12 protein-coding genes and 1 tRNA gene are annotated in these 16,665 nt (G+C 71.2%); 11 read left to right on the top strand and 2 right to left on the bottom strand.

Annotation, left to right across the window (positions count from 1 at the left end):
- Positions 1-204: 204 nt before the first annotated feature.
- Positions 205-1,119, top strand: coding sequence for an SDR family oxidoreductase (locus tag JOL79_RS11825; protein WP_210155992.1), 915 nt, complete (start codon positions 205-207; stop codon positions 1,117-1,119).
- A 240-nt stretch (positions 1,120-1,359) separates the two neighbouring features.
- Complete coding sequence (locus JOL79_RS34980) at positions 1,360-1,491, top strand: hypothetical protein (RefSeq protein WP_269143787.1); 132 nt, start codon at positions 1,360-1,362, stop codon at positions 1,489-1,491.
- A 106-nt stretch (positions 1,492-1,597) separates the two neighbouring features.
- On the opposite strand, the gene JOL79_RS11820 is transcribed toward JOL79_RS34980, so the two are convergent.
- Positions 1,598-1,683, bottom strand: a tRNA-Leu gene (locus JOL79_RS11820).
- Between the two features lie 206 nt (positions 1,684-1,889).
- Here JOL79_RS11820 and JOL79_RS11815 point away from each other — a divergent pair.
- The 3 genes from JOL79_RS11815 (at position 1,890) to JOL79_RS11805 (ending at position 6,108) form a co-directional block, all read left to right on the top strand.
- Positions 1,890-3,188: a M20/M25/M40 family metallo-hydrolase gene (locus JOL79_RS11815; RefSeq protein WP_210155802.1), complete on the top strand. Its 1,299-nt coding sequence runs from the start codon at positions 1,890-1,892 to the stop codon at positions 3,186-3,188.
- Positions 3,189-3,375: 187 nt separating this feature from the next.
- Positions 3,376-3,906: a hypothetical protein gene (locus tag JOL79_RS11810; protein WP_210155801.1), complete on the top strand. Its 531-nt coding sequence runs from the start codon at positions 3,376-3,378 to the stop codon at positions 3,904-3,906.
- A gap of 207 nt (positions 3,907-4,113) precedes the next feature.
- Positions 4,114-6,108, top strand: a complete 1,995-nt coding sequence (locus JOL79_RS11805; protein WP_210155800.1) for a chaplin family protein — start codon at positions 4,114-4,116, stop codon at positions 6,106-6,108.
- A 237-nt stretch (positions 6,109-6,345) separates the two neighbouring features.
- Here JOL79_RS11805 and JOL79_RS11800 read toward each other — a convergent pair whose 3' ends face one another.
- On the bottom strand, positions 6,346-6,552 hold the full coding sequence (locus JOL79_RS11800) for a DUF5703 family protein (protein ID WP_230984638.1): 207 nt from the start codon (positions 6,550-6,552) through the stop codon (positions 6,346-6,348).
- Between the two features lie 231 nt (positions 6,553-6,783).
- Here JOL79_RS11800 and topA point away from each other — a divergent pair, with 231 nt between their 5' ends.
- The 6 genes from topA (at position 6,784) to JOL79_RS11770 (ending at position 16,509) form a co-directional block, all read left to right on the top strand.
- A complete protein-coding gene (gene topA, locus JOL79_RS11795; RefSeq protein ID WP_210155799.1) occupies positions 6,784-9,489 on the top strand; it encodes a type I DNA topoisomerase in 2,706 nt (901 codons plus the stop codon).
- Between the two features lie 120 nt (positions 9,490-9,609).
- Complete coding sequence (locus JOL79_RS11790) at positions 9,610-10,932, top strand: metallophosphoesterase (RefSeq protein WP_307848489.1); 1,323 nt, start codon at positions 9,610-9,612, stop codon at positions 10,930-10,932.
- Between the two features lie 185 nt (positions 10,933-11,117).
- On the top strand, positions 11,118-13,178 hold the full coding sequence (gene tmk / locus JOL79_RS11785; protein ID WP_210155798.1) for a dTMP kinase: 2,061 nt from the start codon (positions 11,118-11,120) through the stop codon (positions 13,176-13,178).
- Positions 13,179-13,257: 79 nt separating this feature from the next.
- The gene (locus tag JOL79_RS11780; RefSeq protein WP_210155797.1) at positions 13,258-14,436 is read left to right on the top strand and encodes a DNA polymerase III subunit delta'; all 1,179 of its coding nucleotides are present in this window, start codon (positions 13,258-13,260) and stop codon (positions 14,434-14,436) included.
- Positions 14,437-14,533: 97 nt separating this feature from the next.
- The gene (locus JOL79_RS11775) at positions 14,534-15,046 is read left to right on the top strand and encodes a SigE family RNA polymerase sigma factor (protein WP_230984637.1); all 513 of its coding nucleotides are present in this window, start codon (positions 14,534-14,536) and stop codon (positions 15,044-15,046) included.
- The gene (locus JOL79_RS11770; RefSeq protein ID WP_210155796.1) at positions 15,043-16,509 is read left to right on the top strand and encodes a hypothetical protein; all 1,467 of its coding nucleotides are present in this window, start codon (positions 15,043-15,045) and stop codon (positions 16,507-16,509) included. The genes JOL79_RS11775 and JOL79_RS11770 overlap by 4 nt, the downstream gene beginning before the upstream one ends.
- The last annotated feature ends 156 nt before the right edge of the window (positions 16,510-16,665 follow it).

The following is a 16,665-nucleotide window of genomic DNA, read 5'->3' as shown; positions in this document are numbered from 1 at the left end:
GTCGCCGAATCGGCCGCCGGATGCCGTGGCCGGCGAAGACACGTGCGAATCTCCACGTCGAGGGCCGCCGCCGTCTGAAAGATTCAGAGACGAGGTCGTGCGTCGGCGAGGCGGACGCGGCTCTCGCCCACCAGGTGATCTTCCATGCCAACCGCTCGGAAAAGCCGACGCCGATTGTCAGCCTTCGCTGCCAGTATGACCGACATGACGAACTCGCTGGCAGGAAAGATCGCGCTGGTCGCCGGGGGGACGCGGGGAGCCGGCCGCGGCATCGCGGTGGAGCTGGGCGCGGCGGGGGCCACGGTATACGTGACGGGGCGCAGCACCCGGGAGCGGCGGTCGGAGATGAACCGCCCGGAGACGATCGAGGAGACGGCCCAGCTGGTCACGGCCGCGGGCGGCCGGGGGATCGCCGTACCCGCCGACCACCTCGACCCCGCCCAGGTCCGCGCGGTGGTCGACCGGATCGACGCCGAGCAGGGCCGCCTCGACGTGCTGGTCAACGACATCTGGGGCGGCGAGCTGCTGTTCAGCTGGACCGACCGGCTGTGGGAGCACTCGCTCGACGACGGCCTGCGGATCCTGCGGCTCGCTGTGGACACGCACATCATCACGAGCCATGTCGCGCTGCCGCTGCTGATCCGGCGGCCCGGCGGCCTGGTGGTCGAGGTGACCGACGGCACGGCCGAGTACAACGCGGCCAACTACCGCGTCTCGTTCTTCTACGACCTGGCGAAGATCTCGGTGAACCGGATCGCGTTCAGTCAGGCCAAGGAGCTCGCGCCGCACGGGGCGACGGCCGTGTCGCTCACTCCCGGCTGGCTCCGCTCAGAGATCATGCTGGAGCACTTCGGCGTGACGGAGGCCACCTGGCGGGACGCTCTGGCGGCACAGCCGCACTTCGCGATCTCCGAGACGCCGGCGTTCGTGGGACGGGCGGTCGCGGCCCTGGCCGCGGATCCGGAGGTGAGCCGTTGGAACGGGCGGTCACTGTCGAGCGGGCAGCTCGCCCAGGTGTACGGGTTCAGTGACGTCGACGGCAGCCGGCCGGACGCCTGGCGGTATCTCGTCGAGGTCCAGGACGCCGGTAAGCCCGCCGACGTCACCGGCTACCGCTGATCTCCGCGCCGTATATCCGCGCCAGCCGGCCGGCTGCCTCGGCCATCCGCGCGCAGGCCGGCCGGGCTCAGCCGTACCTTGATACCTCGGGGAGTTGCCCAGCGGCGTCGCCATCGCCCAAGCCTTCGCCCGCAGCCCCCGCTGGGGCCGCCTGGTCAAGAAGGCCGGCCTCGTCGGCGAATTGGGCTGGCATGTGGAGCGATCCCGACCCCACTTGGTTGCGGTTGTGTTACCCGCCCGGTGAGCGGTGAGCTGAAGGACCGGTATGTACCCGCTCCCCGCCGGAGCCTCACCAGAGACGACCTGGCCGAGATGACGCACGCGCTCGGAGAGATGGTGCAGCTGCGCCGCCAGGCTGAGCCGGTCAGGTAGGCCCGTCTGTACGCGAAGCTCGGCCTGAGGCTGACGCGCCACCCTCGAAAGAGAAAAGTCCTGGCCGGCTCGGTGAGCGACCAGGACTCCACAGGTGAATCGATTGTGTCCGAGGGGGGACTTGAACCCCCATGCCCATCACTGGGCACTAGCACCTCAAGCTAGCGCGTCTGCCTATTCCGCCACCCGGACGTGGTGCCTCACGCGGGATCGTCATCCCGCGTCGGCTGATACAGATTAGCACTGCCGCCGGGTTGCTTCATACCGGGAATCCCGGGCGGGCCCACAGCCGATGCGGGCCTGTGGCGGGATCCGGGGGCAGTCTGTGAGGGAATGGAGGGAGCTAACCGGCGCCCGGCCCCACGACAGGAGGGCCGGCCGTCACTGGAGGAGGCGTGATGAGCCCCATCAACGGGGAGGACGAGGTCGTCGAGCTGTGCTCCGACCTGATCAGGATCGACTCGACGAACGCGGGGGACAACCAGGGTCCCGGCGAGCGCGAGGCCGCCGAATACGTGGCGGGCAAGCTCGCCGAGGTCGGCCTGGAGCCCCGCATTCTGGAGTCGGACACGGGCCGGGCCAGTGTGATCGCCCGAGTGGAGGGAGCCGACCCCGGACGGGACGCGCTCCTTCTCCACGGACACCTCGACGTGGTGCCGTTCGACGCCGCCGACTGGCGCCATCACCCGTTGAGCGGCGAGGTCGCCGACGGCTGCGTCTGGGGACGCGGCGCCGTGGACATGAAGGACATGGACGCCATGATCCTCGCGGTCGTACGGCAGCGGCTGAGCGAAGGCCGGAGGCCGTCACGCGACGTGGTCATCGCGTTCACCGCGGACGAGGAGGCCGGCGGCCACTATGGCGCCCAGTGGCTGGCCGAGAAGCATCCGGAGGTCTTCGAGGGCTGCACCGAGGCCATCGGCGAGGTCGGCGGCTTCAGCGTGACCCTGGGAGACAAGGGCCGCCTCTACCTGATCGAGGCAGCGGAGAAGGGCATCGCGTGGATGCGGCTGACCGCGAAGGGCCGGGCCGGTCACGGCTCGATGCTGAACGACGACAACGCCGTGACGCGGCTCGCCGAGGCCGTCGGACGCCTCGGGCGCCACGAATGGCCGGTACGGCTCACGCCGACCGTCCAGGCGTTCTTCGAGGAGGTCTTCGAGGTCGAGGTGAAGGCCGAGGACGCCGAGGCGGCCGTGGCCGCGCTCGGGCCGCTCGCCCGCATGATCGGGGCGACCCTGCGCAACACGGCCAACCCGACGATGCTCCAGGCCGGCTACAAGGCCAACGTCATCCCCCAGATCGCGACCGCCCACGTGGACGGACGGTTCCTGCCCGGCTACGAGGACGAGTTCTTCCAGACGGTCGACGAACTGCTCGGCCCGGACGTCACCCGCGAGTTCGTCTATCACGACGTGGCCGTGGAGACCGCTTTCAAGGGCCCGCTGGTCAAGGCGATGTCGGACGCGCTCCAGGCCGAGGACCCCGGGGCGAGGGCCGTGCCGTACACACTCAGCGGCGGCACCGACCTGAAGGCGTTCAGCCGCCTCGGCATCCGCGGGTACGGTTTCGCGCCGCTGCAACTTCCCCCGGACTTGGACTTTTCCGGGATGTTCCATGGCATTGACGAACGGGTTCCGGTGGATTCGCTCCGATTTGGGGTCCGAGTGCTTGACCATTTCCTCGATTACTGCTGAGAAATCTGTTGCGATCACGTGCCGTGCCGGTACAGTGACTCTGCGTTGAGGGTTGGATCCGCACCGGGCGGACCCAGCGGGCTCGGGAGGTCACGTGTCAGGCGCGCCGCAGGAGCAGTGGAGGACTCAGTCCTCCGCTGACGCGTGTGCGCCCACGTTGCCTCCCGAGTCCCGCGTGGGGGGCCGGATGGCGCGGTTCGCGGCCGGTTCCCGACTGGGTCGACTGCTGGTCATCGGTGGGCTCATGGCCCTCGGATGGCTGCTCGGTGTGGTCTTCGGCGCCTCCGCTTCGGCGGCGTCCGTGACCGAGGTGGCGCCCTCACAACATGTCGCCGGATCGGTTCTTCCCGATCTCTTCCCCAAGGCGGATCTCGCCGGATCGCTCGCGTCGAGCACCGGGGCCGCCTCTCCGGGAAGGTCCGATGGATTCCCCACGGCGATCGACAACTCCTCGGTGAACGCCGAGGCGATGGCGGGGCGCACGGTCGACGGGCTCACCAGCCAGTCGAAGCCTGTGCTGCCCGCACCATCCACCGCGGACCACGCCCCTGGTGATCGGGGGCTTGTTCCCCAGACGAGCGGTGGATCTTTCCTGTTCGGGGACGTCGCGCGGACCCCTCATGAGCCGCGCTTCGCCACGCTGCCAGCTCCGCTGGCTGCGGTTGTTCCCCCGGTGGTCCGCACAGCGGCGGACGACCCTTCTTTCTCCCCCGACTGATCCCGCATCTCACGCCGGTCCCCGCTCAGGCGTAGACCGGTACTGGAGCGTGCGTCGCACCGTGGTGCCCGGTCGGCCGGCTCCCTCGCGGGTGAAGCGGAATCTCCCATCGCTTGTGGCGTCCATGGCCCCGCTGTGTCTCGGCTTGGACAGGTGTCGCGAGCTGTCAGGCAAATCCCCCTAAGAAATTACATAGGAGTATTCATTATGCGAACGTGGGCGAAGGGCTCGGCCCCCGCGGCGTTTCTCGCGCTCGGCGTCATGACCCTCGGCAGCGGTGCTGCCTGGGCCGACACCGATGGCAGCCACTCGATCGGCGGCGGCAACCAGGTCAACATCCCGGTGACCCTGCCGATCGACATCAGCGGCAACGCGGTGGCGGTCGCGGGTGACGCCGCGGCCGGCTCGCAGGGCGGCGCGGCGGTCCTGGGCGGGGCCGGCGGCGCGGGTGGCAACACCACCAGTGGCGCCCACAGCATCCTGGGCGGCAACCAGGTGGTCGCCCCCATCACGGCGCCCGTCGACGTCTGCGGCAACGCTGTGGCCGTGCTGGGCCGGTCCAGGGCGGGCTGCCAGGGCGGCGCGGCGGTCAAGGGCTCCGGCCGGACCGGCGGCGCAGGCGGCAACGTCACCTCCGGGCGGCACAGCATCCTGGGCGGCAACCAGGTGGTCGCCCCCATCACCGCTCCGGTCAACCTCTGCGGCAACGCTGTGGCGATCTTCGGCGACTCCGTCGCCGGGTGCCGGGGCGGCTCCTACGTCAACGCCGCCAAGGCGACCGTCCGTGCGGGCGGCAACCGCACCTCCGGGCGTTCGTCCATCCTGGGCGGCAACCAGGTGGTCGTGCCGATCACCGTTCCCGTGAACGTCTGCGGCAACTCCGTCGCGGCGCTGGGCACGGCCTTCTCCGGGTGCCACGGCGGCTCGTCCGTCGGCACCGGCCGCCACCACCGTCCGACGTACGGCGGCAAGGGCAGCCACGGCTGGAAGGGCCACTGGCACCGTCCGGGCTCCACCGGTCACGACAGCGACACCCGCTACGTCCCCGGCAGCGGCGGCCAGGTGTTCACGCCGTACAAGCCGGGCGTCAAGGTCCGTCCGAGGCCGGTCGGCTGGGGCAGCGGCGGCAACCGCACCTCCGGGACCTCCTCGATCGGCGGCGGCAACCAGGTGGTCGCGCCGATCACCCTGCCGGTCGACATCTGCGGCAACTCGGTGGCCGTTCTCGGCGGCGCGTTCTCCGGCTGCAAGGGTGGCGCGACCGTCCACGGCGGCTGGGGTCGCGGTGGCTGGGGCTACGGCGGCTACTGGACGGGCGGCGGCGCCGGGGGCAACCGCACCAGCGGGGCGCACAGCATCCTGGGCGGCAACCAGGTTGTGGCCCCCATCACGGCTCCGATCAACGTCTGCGGCAACGCGGTGGCGGTGCTCGGCCACTCCCGCGCCGGCTGCAAGGGCGGCGCGTCCGTTCTCGGCGGCGTCGGCGCCGGCGGCAACGTCACCTCCGGGCGGCACAGCATCCTGGGCGGCAACCAGGTTGTCGCCCCGATCATCGCTCCGATCAACGTCTGCGGCAACGCGGTCGCCGTCCTCGGTGACGCCGCCGCCGGATGCCTGGGCGGCGCCCGGGTGGGCGGTGCCCACACGTGGGGCCACGGTTACTACCGGAGCGTCTCCCACGGCTCGGTCATGCCCGCCATGCCCGCCGCCCCGCTGCTGTCGGGTATGCGCGAGGCCGCAGGCGCCCGGCAGCGGATGACCGCCGCCGCCGCGCCGTCCGGTCCGGTCGTCGAGCAGCTCCCGAGCATGCTCGGCATGCCCGACGCTCCGAAGCTGCCCGCCGTTCCGACGTCGGGCTCGTCCCGGAACTCGCGCGACGCCGGCAAGCCGGCGTCCGCCGTCGCCGGCGCGCTCGGGGGCTCCACCCGTACGCTGCCGACCAAGTCGCTCGACGGCGCGACCCGCTCGCTGCCCGTCGCCGGCAGCCTGACCGACGCCGGGCGCAGCCTGCCCGTCGCCGACCTGGGCCAGGCCACCGACGCGCTGCCGCTGAAGAACCTCGGCCTGATGAGCGCCGAGCAGCCGACCGGCCTGACCGGGATGAACCCCGGCTCGTTCGCCGCCCTCGTCCTCGGTGCCATATTCGCCGCCTCGGCGAGCCTGTTCGCCGTTACCCGTCGCTTCCGCTTCGGCCGGAAGTAAGGGATATATCACTCGCTCGTGCCGGGGACGCGGCGGCGAACCAGCGGCTCGCGTGCCCGGCCCCGAGGGGCCGATCGGTCGCTCGGGCACTGGCCTCCGGCACGGGCGACACGAAGACGCTCCCTCCCAGCCAGTGGAGGGCAGCAAGGATGCTTTGCCCGTTCCGGGGGCGCGGCCCGGGACGGGCAAAGCGCTTTGTCATCTCTTCGGGCGGCCCGTGGGCGGCGCTGTCAAAGGTCACAGCGTACGAGAGGCCTTAATGATCTTGCGGCGCAGTCGGACACGCCTGCTCCCGTCGGGATACAGTCGCAGTCGCTCGAGCTCCCAGTCACCATACTCGGCGTGCTCGGTCATGATCTGCCGCGCCACCTCACGAGTGGTGCCGCGGGGTAGATACAGATCCAAGTAGGAGTAGTCGAGCACTGCCATTAGTCTCCGGGGCATGCTAGGGAACTCGTTGGCTCTATTCTGCGTCCTCGTGGATAACAGGTCCAGGCGAGTTGCATTCTCTGACATAACCGGGTAGCCCCGAGAGGGAACAACTCGCGGCGGCAGGTACCTTTCAAAGCGGTCCCGAAGACCGCGGCGAGGGGAGCAGGACGAAGGACGTGCCGGCGGCGAGCCGGGAGGACGAGGGACCACGGAGCCGGGGATCACGAACCCGGAACACGGGGTATGACAGCGGACAGCGAGGTAGGAAGCAGCGTGCCAGCCAGCAACGGCAACGCCGGCGGAACCCGCCTGGTGATCGTGGAGTCGCCTGCCAAGGCGAAGACGATCGCCGGGTACCTCGGGCGCGGCTACATCGTCGAGTCGAGCATCGGCCACATCCGTGACCTGCCAGAGAAGGCCGAGGACATCCCGGAGAAGTACAAGGGCGAGGCGTGGGCCCGTCTCGGGGTGAACGTGGATCACGAGTTCGAGCCGCTCTACATCGTCAACCCGGACAAGAAGTCCCAGGTGTCCAAGCTCAAGCAGCTCCTCAAGGACGCGGACGAGCTCTATCTCGCCACTGACGAGGACCGCGAGGGCGAGGCCATCGCCTGGCACCTGCGCGAGGTGCTCAAGCCGAAGATCCCGGTGCACCGGATGGTCTTCCACGAGATCACCCCGCACGCCATCAGGGACGCGGTGTCCAACCCGCGCGACCTCAACCTGCGGCTGGTCGACGCGCAGGAGACCCGGCGGATCCTCGACCGCCTGTACGGCTACGAGGTCAGCCCGGTCCTGTGGAAGAAGGTCAAGCCGAGGCTGTCGGCCGGCCGCGTCCAGTCGGTCGCGACGCGGCTGGTGGTGGAGCGCGAGCGGGAGCGGTTGGCGTTCACCGCGGCCAACTACTGGGACCTCCAGGCGCTCTTCGACACCGGCCGGGCCGCCGACGATCCGCGCACCTTCAGCGCCACGCTGACCGGCGTGGACGGCCGCCGGGTCGCCCAGGGCCGCGACTTCGCCTCCACCGGCCGGCTGCGAACCTCCGACGTCCTCCACCTGGACGAGGCCGCCGCCACCGCCCTCGCCGGGCGGCTCGCGGGGGCGTCCTACGTCGTCAGATCCGTGGAGCGCAAGCCGTACACGCGCAAGCCGTACGCGCCGTTCCGGACGACGACGCTCCAGCAGGAGGCGAGCCGGAAGCTGGGCTTCTCCGCGAAGTACACCATGCAGATCGCCCAGCGGCTCTACGAGAACGGCTTCATCACCTACATGCGTACCGACAGCATCACGCTGTCGGAGACGGCCGTCGCCGCGGCCCGGAGCCAGGCGATCAAGCTGTACGGCTCGGCGTACGTGCCGGACAAGCCGCGTGTCTACACAAGCAAGGTGAAGAACGCCCAGGAGGCCCACGAGGCGATCAGGCCGTCCGGCGAGGAGTTCCGCACGCCCGGCGAGACCGGCCTCAACGGTGACATGTTCCGGCTCTACGAGCTGATCTGGCAGCGTACGGTCGCGTCGCAGATGAAGGACGCGGTCGGCGAGTCGGTGACCGTGAAGGTGGCAGGCGTCTCCAGCGCCGGGGAGCGGGCGGAGTTCACCGCCAGCGGCCGGACGATCACCTTCCACGGGTTCCTCAAGGCGTACGTCGAGGGCGCGGACGACCCGGCGACCGACCGGGACGACTCCGAGAAGCGGCTGCCGACCCTCGGCGAGGGCGACCGGCTCACCGCGGCGGAGCTGAGAGCCATGGGCCACTCGACCAAGCCGCCCGCCCGCTACACCGAGGCGTCGCTGGTCAAGGAGCTGGAGGACCGGGAAATCGGTCGCCCGTCCACCTATGCGTCGATCATCGGGACGATCCTCGACCGCGGTTACGTGTTCAAGAAGGGCACGGCCCTGGTGCCGTCGTTCCTCGCGTTCGCCGTGGTCAACCTGCTGGAGCAGCACTTCGGCAACCTGGTCGACTACGACTTCACCGCCGACATGGAGAAGGTGCTCGACGACATCGCCAACGACCGGGCGGAGCGGCTGCCCGAGCTGCGCCGTTTCTACTACGGCGAGGAGGGCGACGAGGGCCTCAAGGAGATGGTCACCGACCTCGGCGAGATCGACGCCAAGGAGATCAGCTCGTTCCCGATCGCGGGCACCGACATCGTGATCAGGGTCGGCCGTTACGGCCCCTACCTCGATCGGGACGGCGCCCGGGTCAACATCCCGGAGGACATGGCGCCGGACGAGCTGACGGCCGAGAAGGCCGAGGAGCTGTTCTCCCGGCCGAGCGGCGACCGTGACCTGGGCGTCGACCCGGCGACCGGCCGGACCATCGTGGCCAAGGACGGCCGGTTCGGCCCGTACGTGACGGAGATCCTCCCCGAGGAGCAGCCGCCGGCCGACGGCAAGAAGCGGACGCGGAAGGCCGACGCGGTCAAGCCGCGGACCAGCTCGCTGTTCAAGACCATGACGCTGGACACCATCACGCTGGAGCAGGCGCTGCAGCTGCTGACGCTTCCGCGCGTGGTCGGCGCGATCGACGGCGAGGAGGTCACCGCCCAGAACGGCCGCTTCGGGCCGTACATCAAGAAGGGCACCGACTCGCGCTCGCTCGCCTCCGAGGACGATCTGCTGACGGTCACGATCGAGCGGGCCAAGGAGTTGTTCGCGCAGCCCAAGGCCCGCGGGCGGGGCCGGGCCGCGGCCGCGCCGCCGCTGCGGGAGCTCGGTGAAGACCCGAACTCCAAGAAGCCGGTGGTCGTCAAGGAGGGGCGCTTCGGGCCGTACGTCACCGACGGCGAGACCAACGCGTCGCTGCGCAAGGGCGACACGGTGGAGGACATCACGATCGAGCGGGCGGCCGAGCTGCTCGCCGAGCGCAGGGAGCGTGCCCCCGCCCCCAAGCGGACCGCCACCCGGGCCAGGACGACGGCGAAGAAGCCCGCAGCCAAGTCCTGACCCCGGCCCGGCCCGGGCGGCGGGCGATGCCCCCGCCGCCTCCGGGCGCCGGATCGACCTCGCACCGCCCGTGGGATCATTCTCAACCGGCGATCGATCGCCGGTTGAGGGGAGTTCGCGGTGGGGTTCCTGGCCATGATCCCGGTAGTCGTGATCGTCGCGCATTACTACCTGTGGCGGCGGCTGGTCCGGTCGACGACCAGGCCCGGCTCGGTGCCGCGGCGGGTGCTGACCTGGGCCCTGGTGGCCTTCGGTGCGGTGATGGCGATCACGATGATCGGCGGCCGGGTCGGCGGGTTCGGCCTGGAGCGCATCGTCGCCTGGCCGGGCTACCTCTGGCTGGCGATCATGTTCTATCTGCTGGTGTTCACGCTGGTCATGGAGATCCCACGGGCGGTGGCCGGCCTGCTCGTCCGCCGCGCGCGGCCGGCCGGACCCGGGGAGAGCCCCGAGGCCACCCGCGCCGGGTCGCGGCTGGCCGGGGCGGCTCAGCCGTCCGGGCGGCTCGCGGAGGTGGGCGGCCGCGGCGCGGGAACGGCGCCGGCGGAGCGCGTCGCCCCGGCGGACGACCACCCCGTGGAGGCGGGGCCCGTCGTCGACCGGCGGCTCTTCGTCGCCCGTACGGCCGCGGCGATCGTGGGCGCCGGAGCCCTGGCCACGGTGGGGTACGGCACGCGCATGGCCCTGGGCGACCCGGTGATCGAGCGGGTGCCCGTGCGACTGGCCCGGCTCGACCCGCGGATGAGCGGGCTAAAGATCGCGGTGGTGAGTGACATCCACCTCGGCCCGCTGACCGGGCGCGGTCACACCGAGCGCATCGTCCGCATGATCAACGGCCTGGAGGCCGACGTGGTGACGATCGTGGGAGACCTGGTGGACGGCACGGTGGCCGAGCTCGGCCCCCTGGCGGCGCCGCTACGGTCGCTGGAGTCCCGCTATGGGGCCTATTTCGTGACGGGCAACCACGAGTACTACACACCCGGCGGCGCCCAGCAGTGGATCGACGAGGTGGGCTCCCTGGGGGTCCGGCCGCTCCGCAACGAGCGGGTGGAGATCAGGCACGCGGGAGCCGTACTCGATCTCGCGGGGGTGAACGACCTGAACGGGCAGTCGTCGGGCGACGGCCCGGACCTGGCGAAGGCCCTGGGCGGCAGGGACGCGGCGCGGCCGGTGGTGCTGCTGGCGCACCAGCCGGTGCAGGTGACGCAGGCCGCCGCGAACGGCGTCGATCTGCAGCTCTCCGGCCACACCCATGGGGGGCAGATGGCGCCGTTCAACCTGGTTGTCCCGTTGCAGCAGCCGGTCGTGGCCGGGCTGGCCGAGGTGCCCCGCGCGGGCGGCGGCGCCACCCAGGTCTACGTGACGAGGGGCGCGGGCTTCTGGGGGCCGCCGGTGCGGGTCGGCGCCCCACCCGAGATCACCCTGATCGAGCTCAGGGCCTGACCGCCGGCGGAACGAGCCAGGTGAGAGGCCCGTCGTGCGACGGGCGGGGAAAAGAGCAGAGCGATGCTCGCGTCCGGACTGCGGGGGAGAGGCAGACGTAATACCCTCAGGCGACGAGCAGGCCGGGCAAATCCGGCTCGCTCGCCGTTTTCCCAGCCCAGCGAGCACCTGGATACGCTGACATCATGAGCACCCCTGGCCGGGTCGCCGCGCGACGCAAGGCGCCGCACGTGCTGACCAATCAGCCGTTCCGCAGGCTCTGGACGGCGATGGCGGTCTGCAGCCTCGGCGACTGGCTCAACATCATCGCGCTGACGGCTCTGGCGGGTAACCTCACGGCCCGGTCCGGTTTCCAGGCGCAGAGCCTGGCCATCGGCGGCGTCTTCGTGGCGAAGATGTTGCCGGCCATCCTGCTCGGCCCGCTCGCCGGGGCGGTGGCCGACCGGTTCGACCGCAGGCTGACCATGGTCGTCGCCGACCTGCTGCGGTTCGCCGTGGTGGTGTCGATCCCGTTCGTCGGCGACTACCAGTGGGTGATCATCGCCACCTTCCTGGTCGAGTGCGTGAACCTGTTCTGGGTGCCGGCCAAGGACGCGACCGTGCCCAATCTGGTGCGGAAGGACCGGTTGGAGGAGGCCAACCAGCTCAACCTCCTCGTGACGTACGGCACGGCGCCCGTCGCCGCCGCCGTCTTCGCGCTCGTGTCCGGCCTGGTCACCATGGTGTCCTCGGCGGCGCCCGGGTTCCCGGCCAAGGCCACCGACCTGGCGCTGTGGATCAACGCCCTGGCCTACGTCGTCTCCGCCGTTCTGATCTTCACGTTGCGCGGCTTCCCCAGAAACCACCTTGGCCACTCGTCCACGCCGTCGGTGCTGCGGCAGATCGTCGAGGGGTGGCGTTTCGCCGGAGGCGACCGCGTGGTGCGCGGGCTGGTCATCGGCATGCTGGGCGCGTTCGCCGCCGGAGGGGCCGTCGTCGGGGTCGCCAAGGCGTACGTGTGGACGCTGGGCGGCGGCGACGCCGGCTACGGCGCCGTCTTCTGCGCGGTCTTCCTCGGGATGGCGGGCGGCATGTTCTTCGGCCCGCGGCTGCTGAAGGGGCTGTCGCGGCGCCGCCTGTTCGGGCTCGCGATCGTGGTGGCCGGGGTGACGCTCGCCGCCATCGCGCTGATCCACGAGCTGGCGGTCGTGGTCATGCTGACGGTGCTGCTCGGCGCCTGCGCCGGCATCGCGTGGATCATCGGCTACACCACGATCGGCCTGGAGGTGGCGGACGGGCTGCGCGGCCGCACGTTCGCGTTCCTGCAGTCGCTGGCCCGGGTCGTGCTGCTGCTGGTCGTGGCCGTGGCGTCCACGCTCGCCGCGATCTTCGGGCGGCACGTCCTCTCCGTCGGCCACCTGACCTACCAGTTCGACGGCACCAACCTGGTCCTCATCCTGGCCGCCGTGGTGGCGGTGATCGTCGGCTTCCTCGCGCTGCGGCACATGGACGACCGCCGCGGCGTCCCGATCGGGGCGGACCTGCTGGCCGCCCTCCGGGGTCAGGCGTCGGTCCCGGAGGAGGCGGCGGAGGAGCCCCACGGGCTGTTCGTCGCGTTCGAGGGCGGAGAGGGCTCGGGCAAGACCACCCAGTCGCGGCTGCTCGCGATCTGGCTGCGCGACCAGGGCTACGACGTGGTGCAGACCCGCGAGCCGGGCTCCACCAAGGTCGGCATGCGGTTGCGGGCGATCCTCCTCGACGCCAGCCACCAGGGTCTGTCGTCCCGCGCGGAGGCCATGTTGTACGCCGCGGACCGGGCGGAACACGTCGAGAAGGTGATCAGGCCGGCGCTCCAGCGGGGCTCCACGGTCATCTCCGACCGTTACGTGGACTCGTCGCTGGCCTATCAGGGTGCGGGACGGTCGCTCGACCGGGACGAGGTGATCAGGGTCAACGCCTGGGCCACCGGCGGCCTGCGCCCCGACCTGACCGTGCTGATCGACGTGTCCCCGTCGGTCGGGCTGCGCCGGATGGCCTCGCCGGCGGACCGCATCGAGGCCGAGCCGATGGACTTCCACGAGCGGGTGCGGCGCGAGTTCCGGGCGCTGGCCGCGGCCGACCCCGACCGCTACTTCGTCGTGGACGGTGCGCTGCCCCAGGAGGAGATCTCCCGGCTCATCCAGGACCGGGTCCGCGAGATCCTTCCCGATCCGGTGCCGCAGGAGGCCGAGGAGGCCACCGGCACCATGCCCGCCATCCGCGACTGATTCGTCCACAGCGTCCACGCCGTCCACAGGCTGTGGAAGGCGGGCCGCCGGGTGGGCGCGGCGAGGGTAGGTTTGGCCCGTGAGCGTGTACGGAGACCTGGTCGGGCAGGATCGGGCGATCGCCGCCCTCCAGCGGGCCGCCTCCGCCGCGGCCGAGGTCGTGGCGGGAGGCCGCGGCGCCGGCATGACGCACGCCTGGTTGTTCACCGGCCCGCCCGGATCAGGCCGGTCGACGGCGGCTCGCGCGTTCGCCGCCGCCCTGCTCTGCCCCGATCAGGGGTGCGGGCACTGCGACGCCTGCCACCAGGTGGAGGTCGGCTCCCACCCGGACGTGACGTGGGTGCGCCCCGAGGGGTTGTCGTACAGCGTGCGGCAGACCCGTGACCTGGTGCTCAAGGCGGCCGGGGCGCCGACACTCGGCCGCTGGAGGGTCGTCCTGTTCGAGGACGCCGACCGGGTGACCGAGGCCGCGGCCAACGCCCTGCTCAAGGCGATCGAGGAGCCGCCCCCGCGGACCGTGTGGCTGCTGTGCTCCCCCTCCCCGGACGACATGATCATCACGATCCGGTCCCGCTGCCGGGTCGTGACTCTGAGCACCCCGTCCACCGAGTCGGTGGCCAACATGTTGATGACGAGGGACGGCGTGCCGTGGGAGGCCGCCCTGCCGGCGGCCAGGGCGGCTCAGGGCCACATCGGGCGGGCCAGGCGGCTCGCCCTCGACGCGGAGACCCGGCGGCGGCGTGACGAGGTGCTGTCGATCCCGCGGTCCCTCACGGGTGTCGCCGAGTGCGTCACGGCGGCCGAGCGGCTGGTGAAGACGTCCACGGAGGACGCCGACGCCGCCACGACGGCGCTCAACGAGGCCGAGACGAGCGAACTGCGCAAGGTCTACGGAGAGGGGTCGTCGGGCAAGGGGCTCAACAGGGGGCTGGTGCGGGGCGGTGCCGGGGCCCTGAAGGAGCTGGAGACCATGCAGAAGTCGCGGGCGACCCGGATCAAGCGCGACTCCCTCGACCTCGCCCTGCTGGATCTGGTGGGGTTCTACCGCGATGTCCTCGCGGTGCAGTTCGGCGCGGCCGTGGAGCTGGCCAACGAGGACCGGCGTTCCGATGTGGAGGCGGTGGCCAGGTCGTCGTCTCCGGAGGACACGCTGCGGCGCGTCGCCGCCCTGATGACATGCCGGGAACGGCTCGCGGCCAACGTCAATCCCCAGATCGCGGTCGAGGCCATGACCATGGCCCTGCGCACCCCCGGCTGAACGGATCGGGGACGGCGAGGCAACCCCGCCGGGTCGTTCGCGTCTCTGGTACATGAAGGCCAAACCCATGGATCTCCACGACCCCCCTGGAGAGCCGATGAGCGCCTCGCCACCGTCCCCCGGGGCCGACGCGACGATCACCGGCATCTACGCCAGGCACGCCCTCGGCCTGACCCGGCTCGCGCTGATCATGGTGGGCGACCGCGAGACCGCGGAGGACGTGGTTCAGGAGGCTTTCCTCGGCCTGCACCGGCGGTTCGCGCATCTGCGTGATCAGGACAGAGCCGTGATCTACCTGCGTTCGGCGGTGCTGAACCAGGCACGCAGCGTCCTGCGGCGACGGCGGCTGCCGTCCTGGTTCGCCGGAGCCTACGACCCTCCCGTGTGGTCCGCCGAGGCGGCCGTACTGCTGAGCGTCGAGCGGCGCGAGGTCATGGAGGCCCTCCACCGGCTGCCCCGGCGCCAGCGCGAGGCTCTCGTGCTCCGCTACTACGCCGAGCTCTCCGAGGAGGAGACGGCGCAGGTCATGTGCGTCAGCCGGGGCACCGTCAAATCCACCACCTCCCGTGCGCTCGACGCGCTCGGCCGCCTCCTGGGAGAGACCCGATGAGTGACATCGTCAACCGGCTCCGTGACGCCACCCGAGCGGTGGGGGAGACGGTCCAGCAGCCGCCGTCGTTCGAACCGGACGCCGCGGCCGAGATCCATCGCAGGCGTGCCCCGAGGCGGGCCTGGCTCGTCCCCGTGGCGGCGGCCGCCTCCGTGACGATCGCGGTCGCGGCGGGAGTGACGTTCGCCCGGCAGGGTCACGGCACGAGCAGGGTCGCGGCGGCCGGAGCGGCGTCCGCGCCGACGTACTACGCCGAGACGGGTCCGAACGGCATCACGATCAGGAGTGCGGACACCGGGGACGTCACGGCCCGGCGCCTGCCCACGGCTGGCGAGACTTACAGCGCAGTCCAGGCGGCCCAGGACAACCGCCTCTTCTACGTGATGAGCAACACGAAGGGTGAGTGCGGGTCCCTGCTCTACCGCTTCGTCCTGGACGACGCGGGCGCGATCGACTCCTGGAGCGAGTCGCCCCTCCGTTCGCGCGAGGATCTCGCGATCAGGGGTATCGCGGTGAACGGGGACGGATCCAGGCTCGCCGTCAGCGGTTACTCCTGTACGAAGTTGCGCGACCACAGACCGGTCGTCGCGGTCGCCGACACGGGCACGGGTGAGACCCGCACGTGGACGTCCGCGAAGGCGGGTGTGTTCCGCGATCTGTCCATGAGCGCGGACGGACGGTATGTGCTGTTCGGTACGGTGCCTGACCTTGCCGAGCCCGGCACTCCGTCCCCAGTGACGGCGACTCCGACGGTGGAGCCGAGCCCCGGGCTCCCCGAGTTCGTCACTGCGCCCCCCACGCCGGTGGCGCCCATGGTGGAGCCGACTTCCGAGCACTCCGAGCTCGTCGCTCCGCCGTCGAAGCCGGTCGATCCCGTGCCGACGACCGTCCGGGTGGATCCCCGTACCGGTGCCGTCGTGACGCCCGTCCCGGTGCGGGCCAGGGCCGCCAGCACCATCTGTCCCCCGCCGGTCCGGGCCCTGGCCGCGTCGGCACTGGGCACGGCCGCCGGCGACGCCGAGACCTGTGCCCCTGCCCGGTGGAGTGTGGGCCTGCTCGACACGGCCGCGGAGGGCGGCAGTCTCGATCAGGCTCGGATCATCACCCTCGATCCGAGCCCGGAGCTGGGCGACGGTGCGATAGCCGGGACGGCCCTGTCGCCCGACGGCACCCGTGTCCTCGGCGTATTCAACAGCTTCCCGGCCGAGGTCACCGCGCCCAGGACGAAGACGCCCGCCTCCACAATCGACGTGACCGCCTACGACGTGTCGGACGGCAGGCCCGCCGAGGCGATCTATCGCGGAGAGGGCACCGTGAACGGCGACAACTTCGACATCGACGGCACCGGCAGGCACCTGCTCGTCGGCCTGTTCACGGAGGTGGGAGAGGTGAGCGACGAGGGATACCGGACGCTGAGCCGGGACGACAGGGCGGAGGGCCGGATCTTCGGCATCGCCTGGTAGGCCCGTGACACCCGGGTCCTCGGCGCGGCCCGCCGCACGTAAGAGCCGGCCCCCCGGCGGTCTCCGGACCCCGGCCGGCAGGCCGCCGACGGACTCGGGTGTGTCTCGGCGGGGTAAACGGAACGTATCGTTGGGGGGCGGGCCGTACGGATCGAG

This window comes from Microbispora oryzae (genome assembly GCF_017896165.1).
Classification (GTDB): Bacteria; Actinomycetota; Actinomycetes; order Streptosporangiales; family Streptosporangiaceae; genus Microbispora; species Microbispora oryzae.
This window is presented reverse-complemented; position numbering and strand designations above follow the sequence as displayed.

Coding starts and splice junctions, on each gene's coding strand:
- JOL79_RS11825 (WP_210155992.1), top strand. CDS start 205: ATGACGAACTCGCTGGCAGGAAAGATCGCGCTGGTCGCCGGGGGGACG.
- JOL79_RS11815 (WP_210155802.1), top strand. CDS start 1,890: ATGAGCCCCATCAACGGGGAGGACGAGGTCGTCGAGCTGTGCTCCGAC.
- JOL79_RS11810 (WP_210155801.1), top strand. CDS start 3,376: ATGGCGCGGTTCGCGGCCGGTTCCCGACTGGGTCGACTGCTGGTCATC.
- JOL79_RS11805 (WP_210155800.1), top strand. CDS start 4,114: ATGCGAACGTGGGCGAAGGGCTCGGCCCCCGCGGCGTTTCTCGCGCTC.
- JOL79_RS11800 (WP_230984638.1), bottom strand. CDS start 6,552: ATGCCCCGGAGACTAATGGCAGTGCTCGACTACTCCTACTTGGATCTG.
- topA (WP_210155799.1), top strand. CDS start 6,784: ATGACAGCGGACAGCGAGGTAGGAAGCAGCGTGCCAGCCAGCAACGGC.
- tmk (WP_210155798.1), top strand. CDS start 11,118: ATGAGCACCCCTGGCCGGGTCGCCGCGCGACGCAAGGCGCCGCACGTG.
- JOL79_RS11775 (WP_230984637.1), top strand. CDS start 14,534: ATGAGCGCCTCGCCACCGTCCCCCGGGGCCGACGCGACGATCACCGGC.
- JOL79_RS11770 (WP_210155796.1), top strand. CDS start 15,043: ATGAGTGACATCGTCAACCGGCTCCGTGACGCCACCCGAGCGGTGGGG.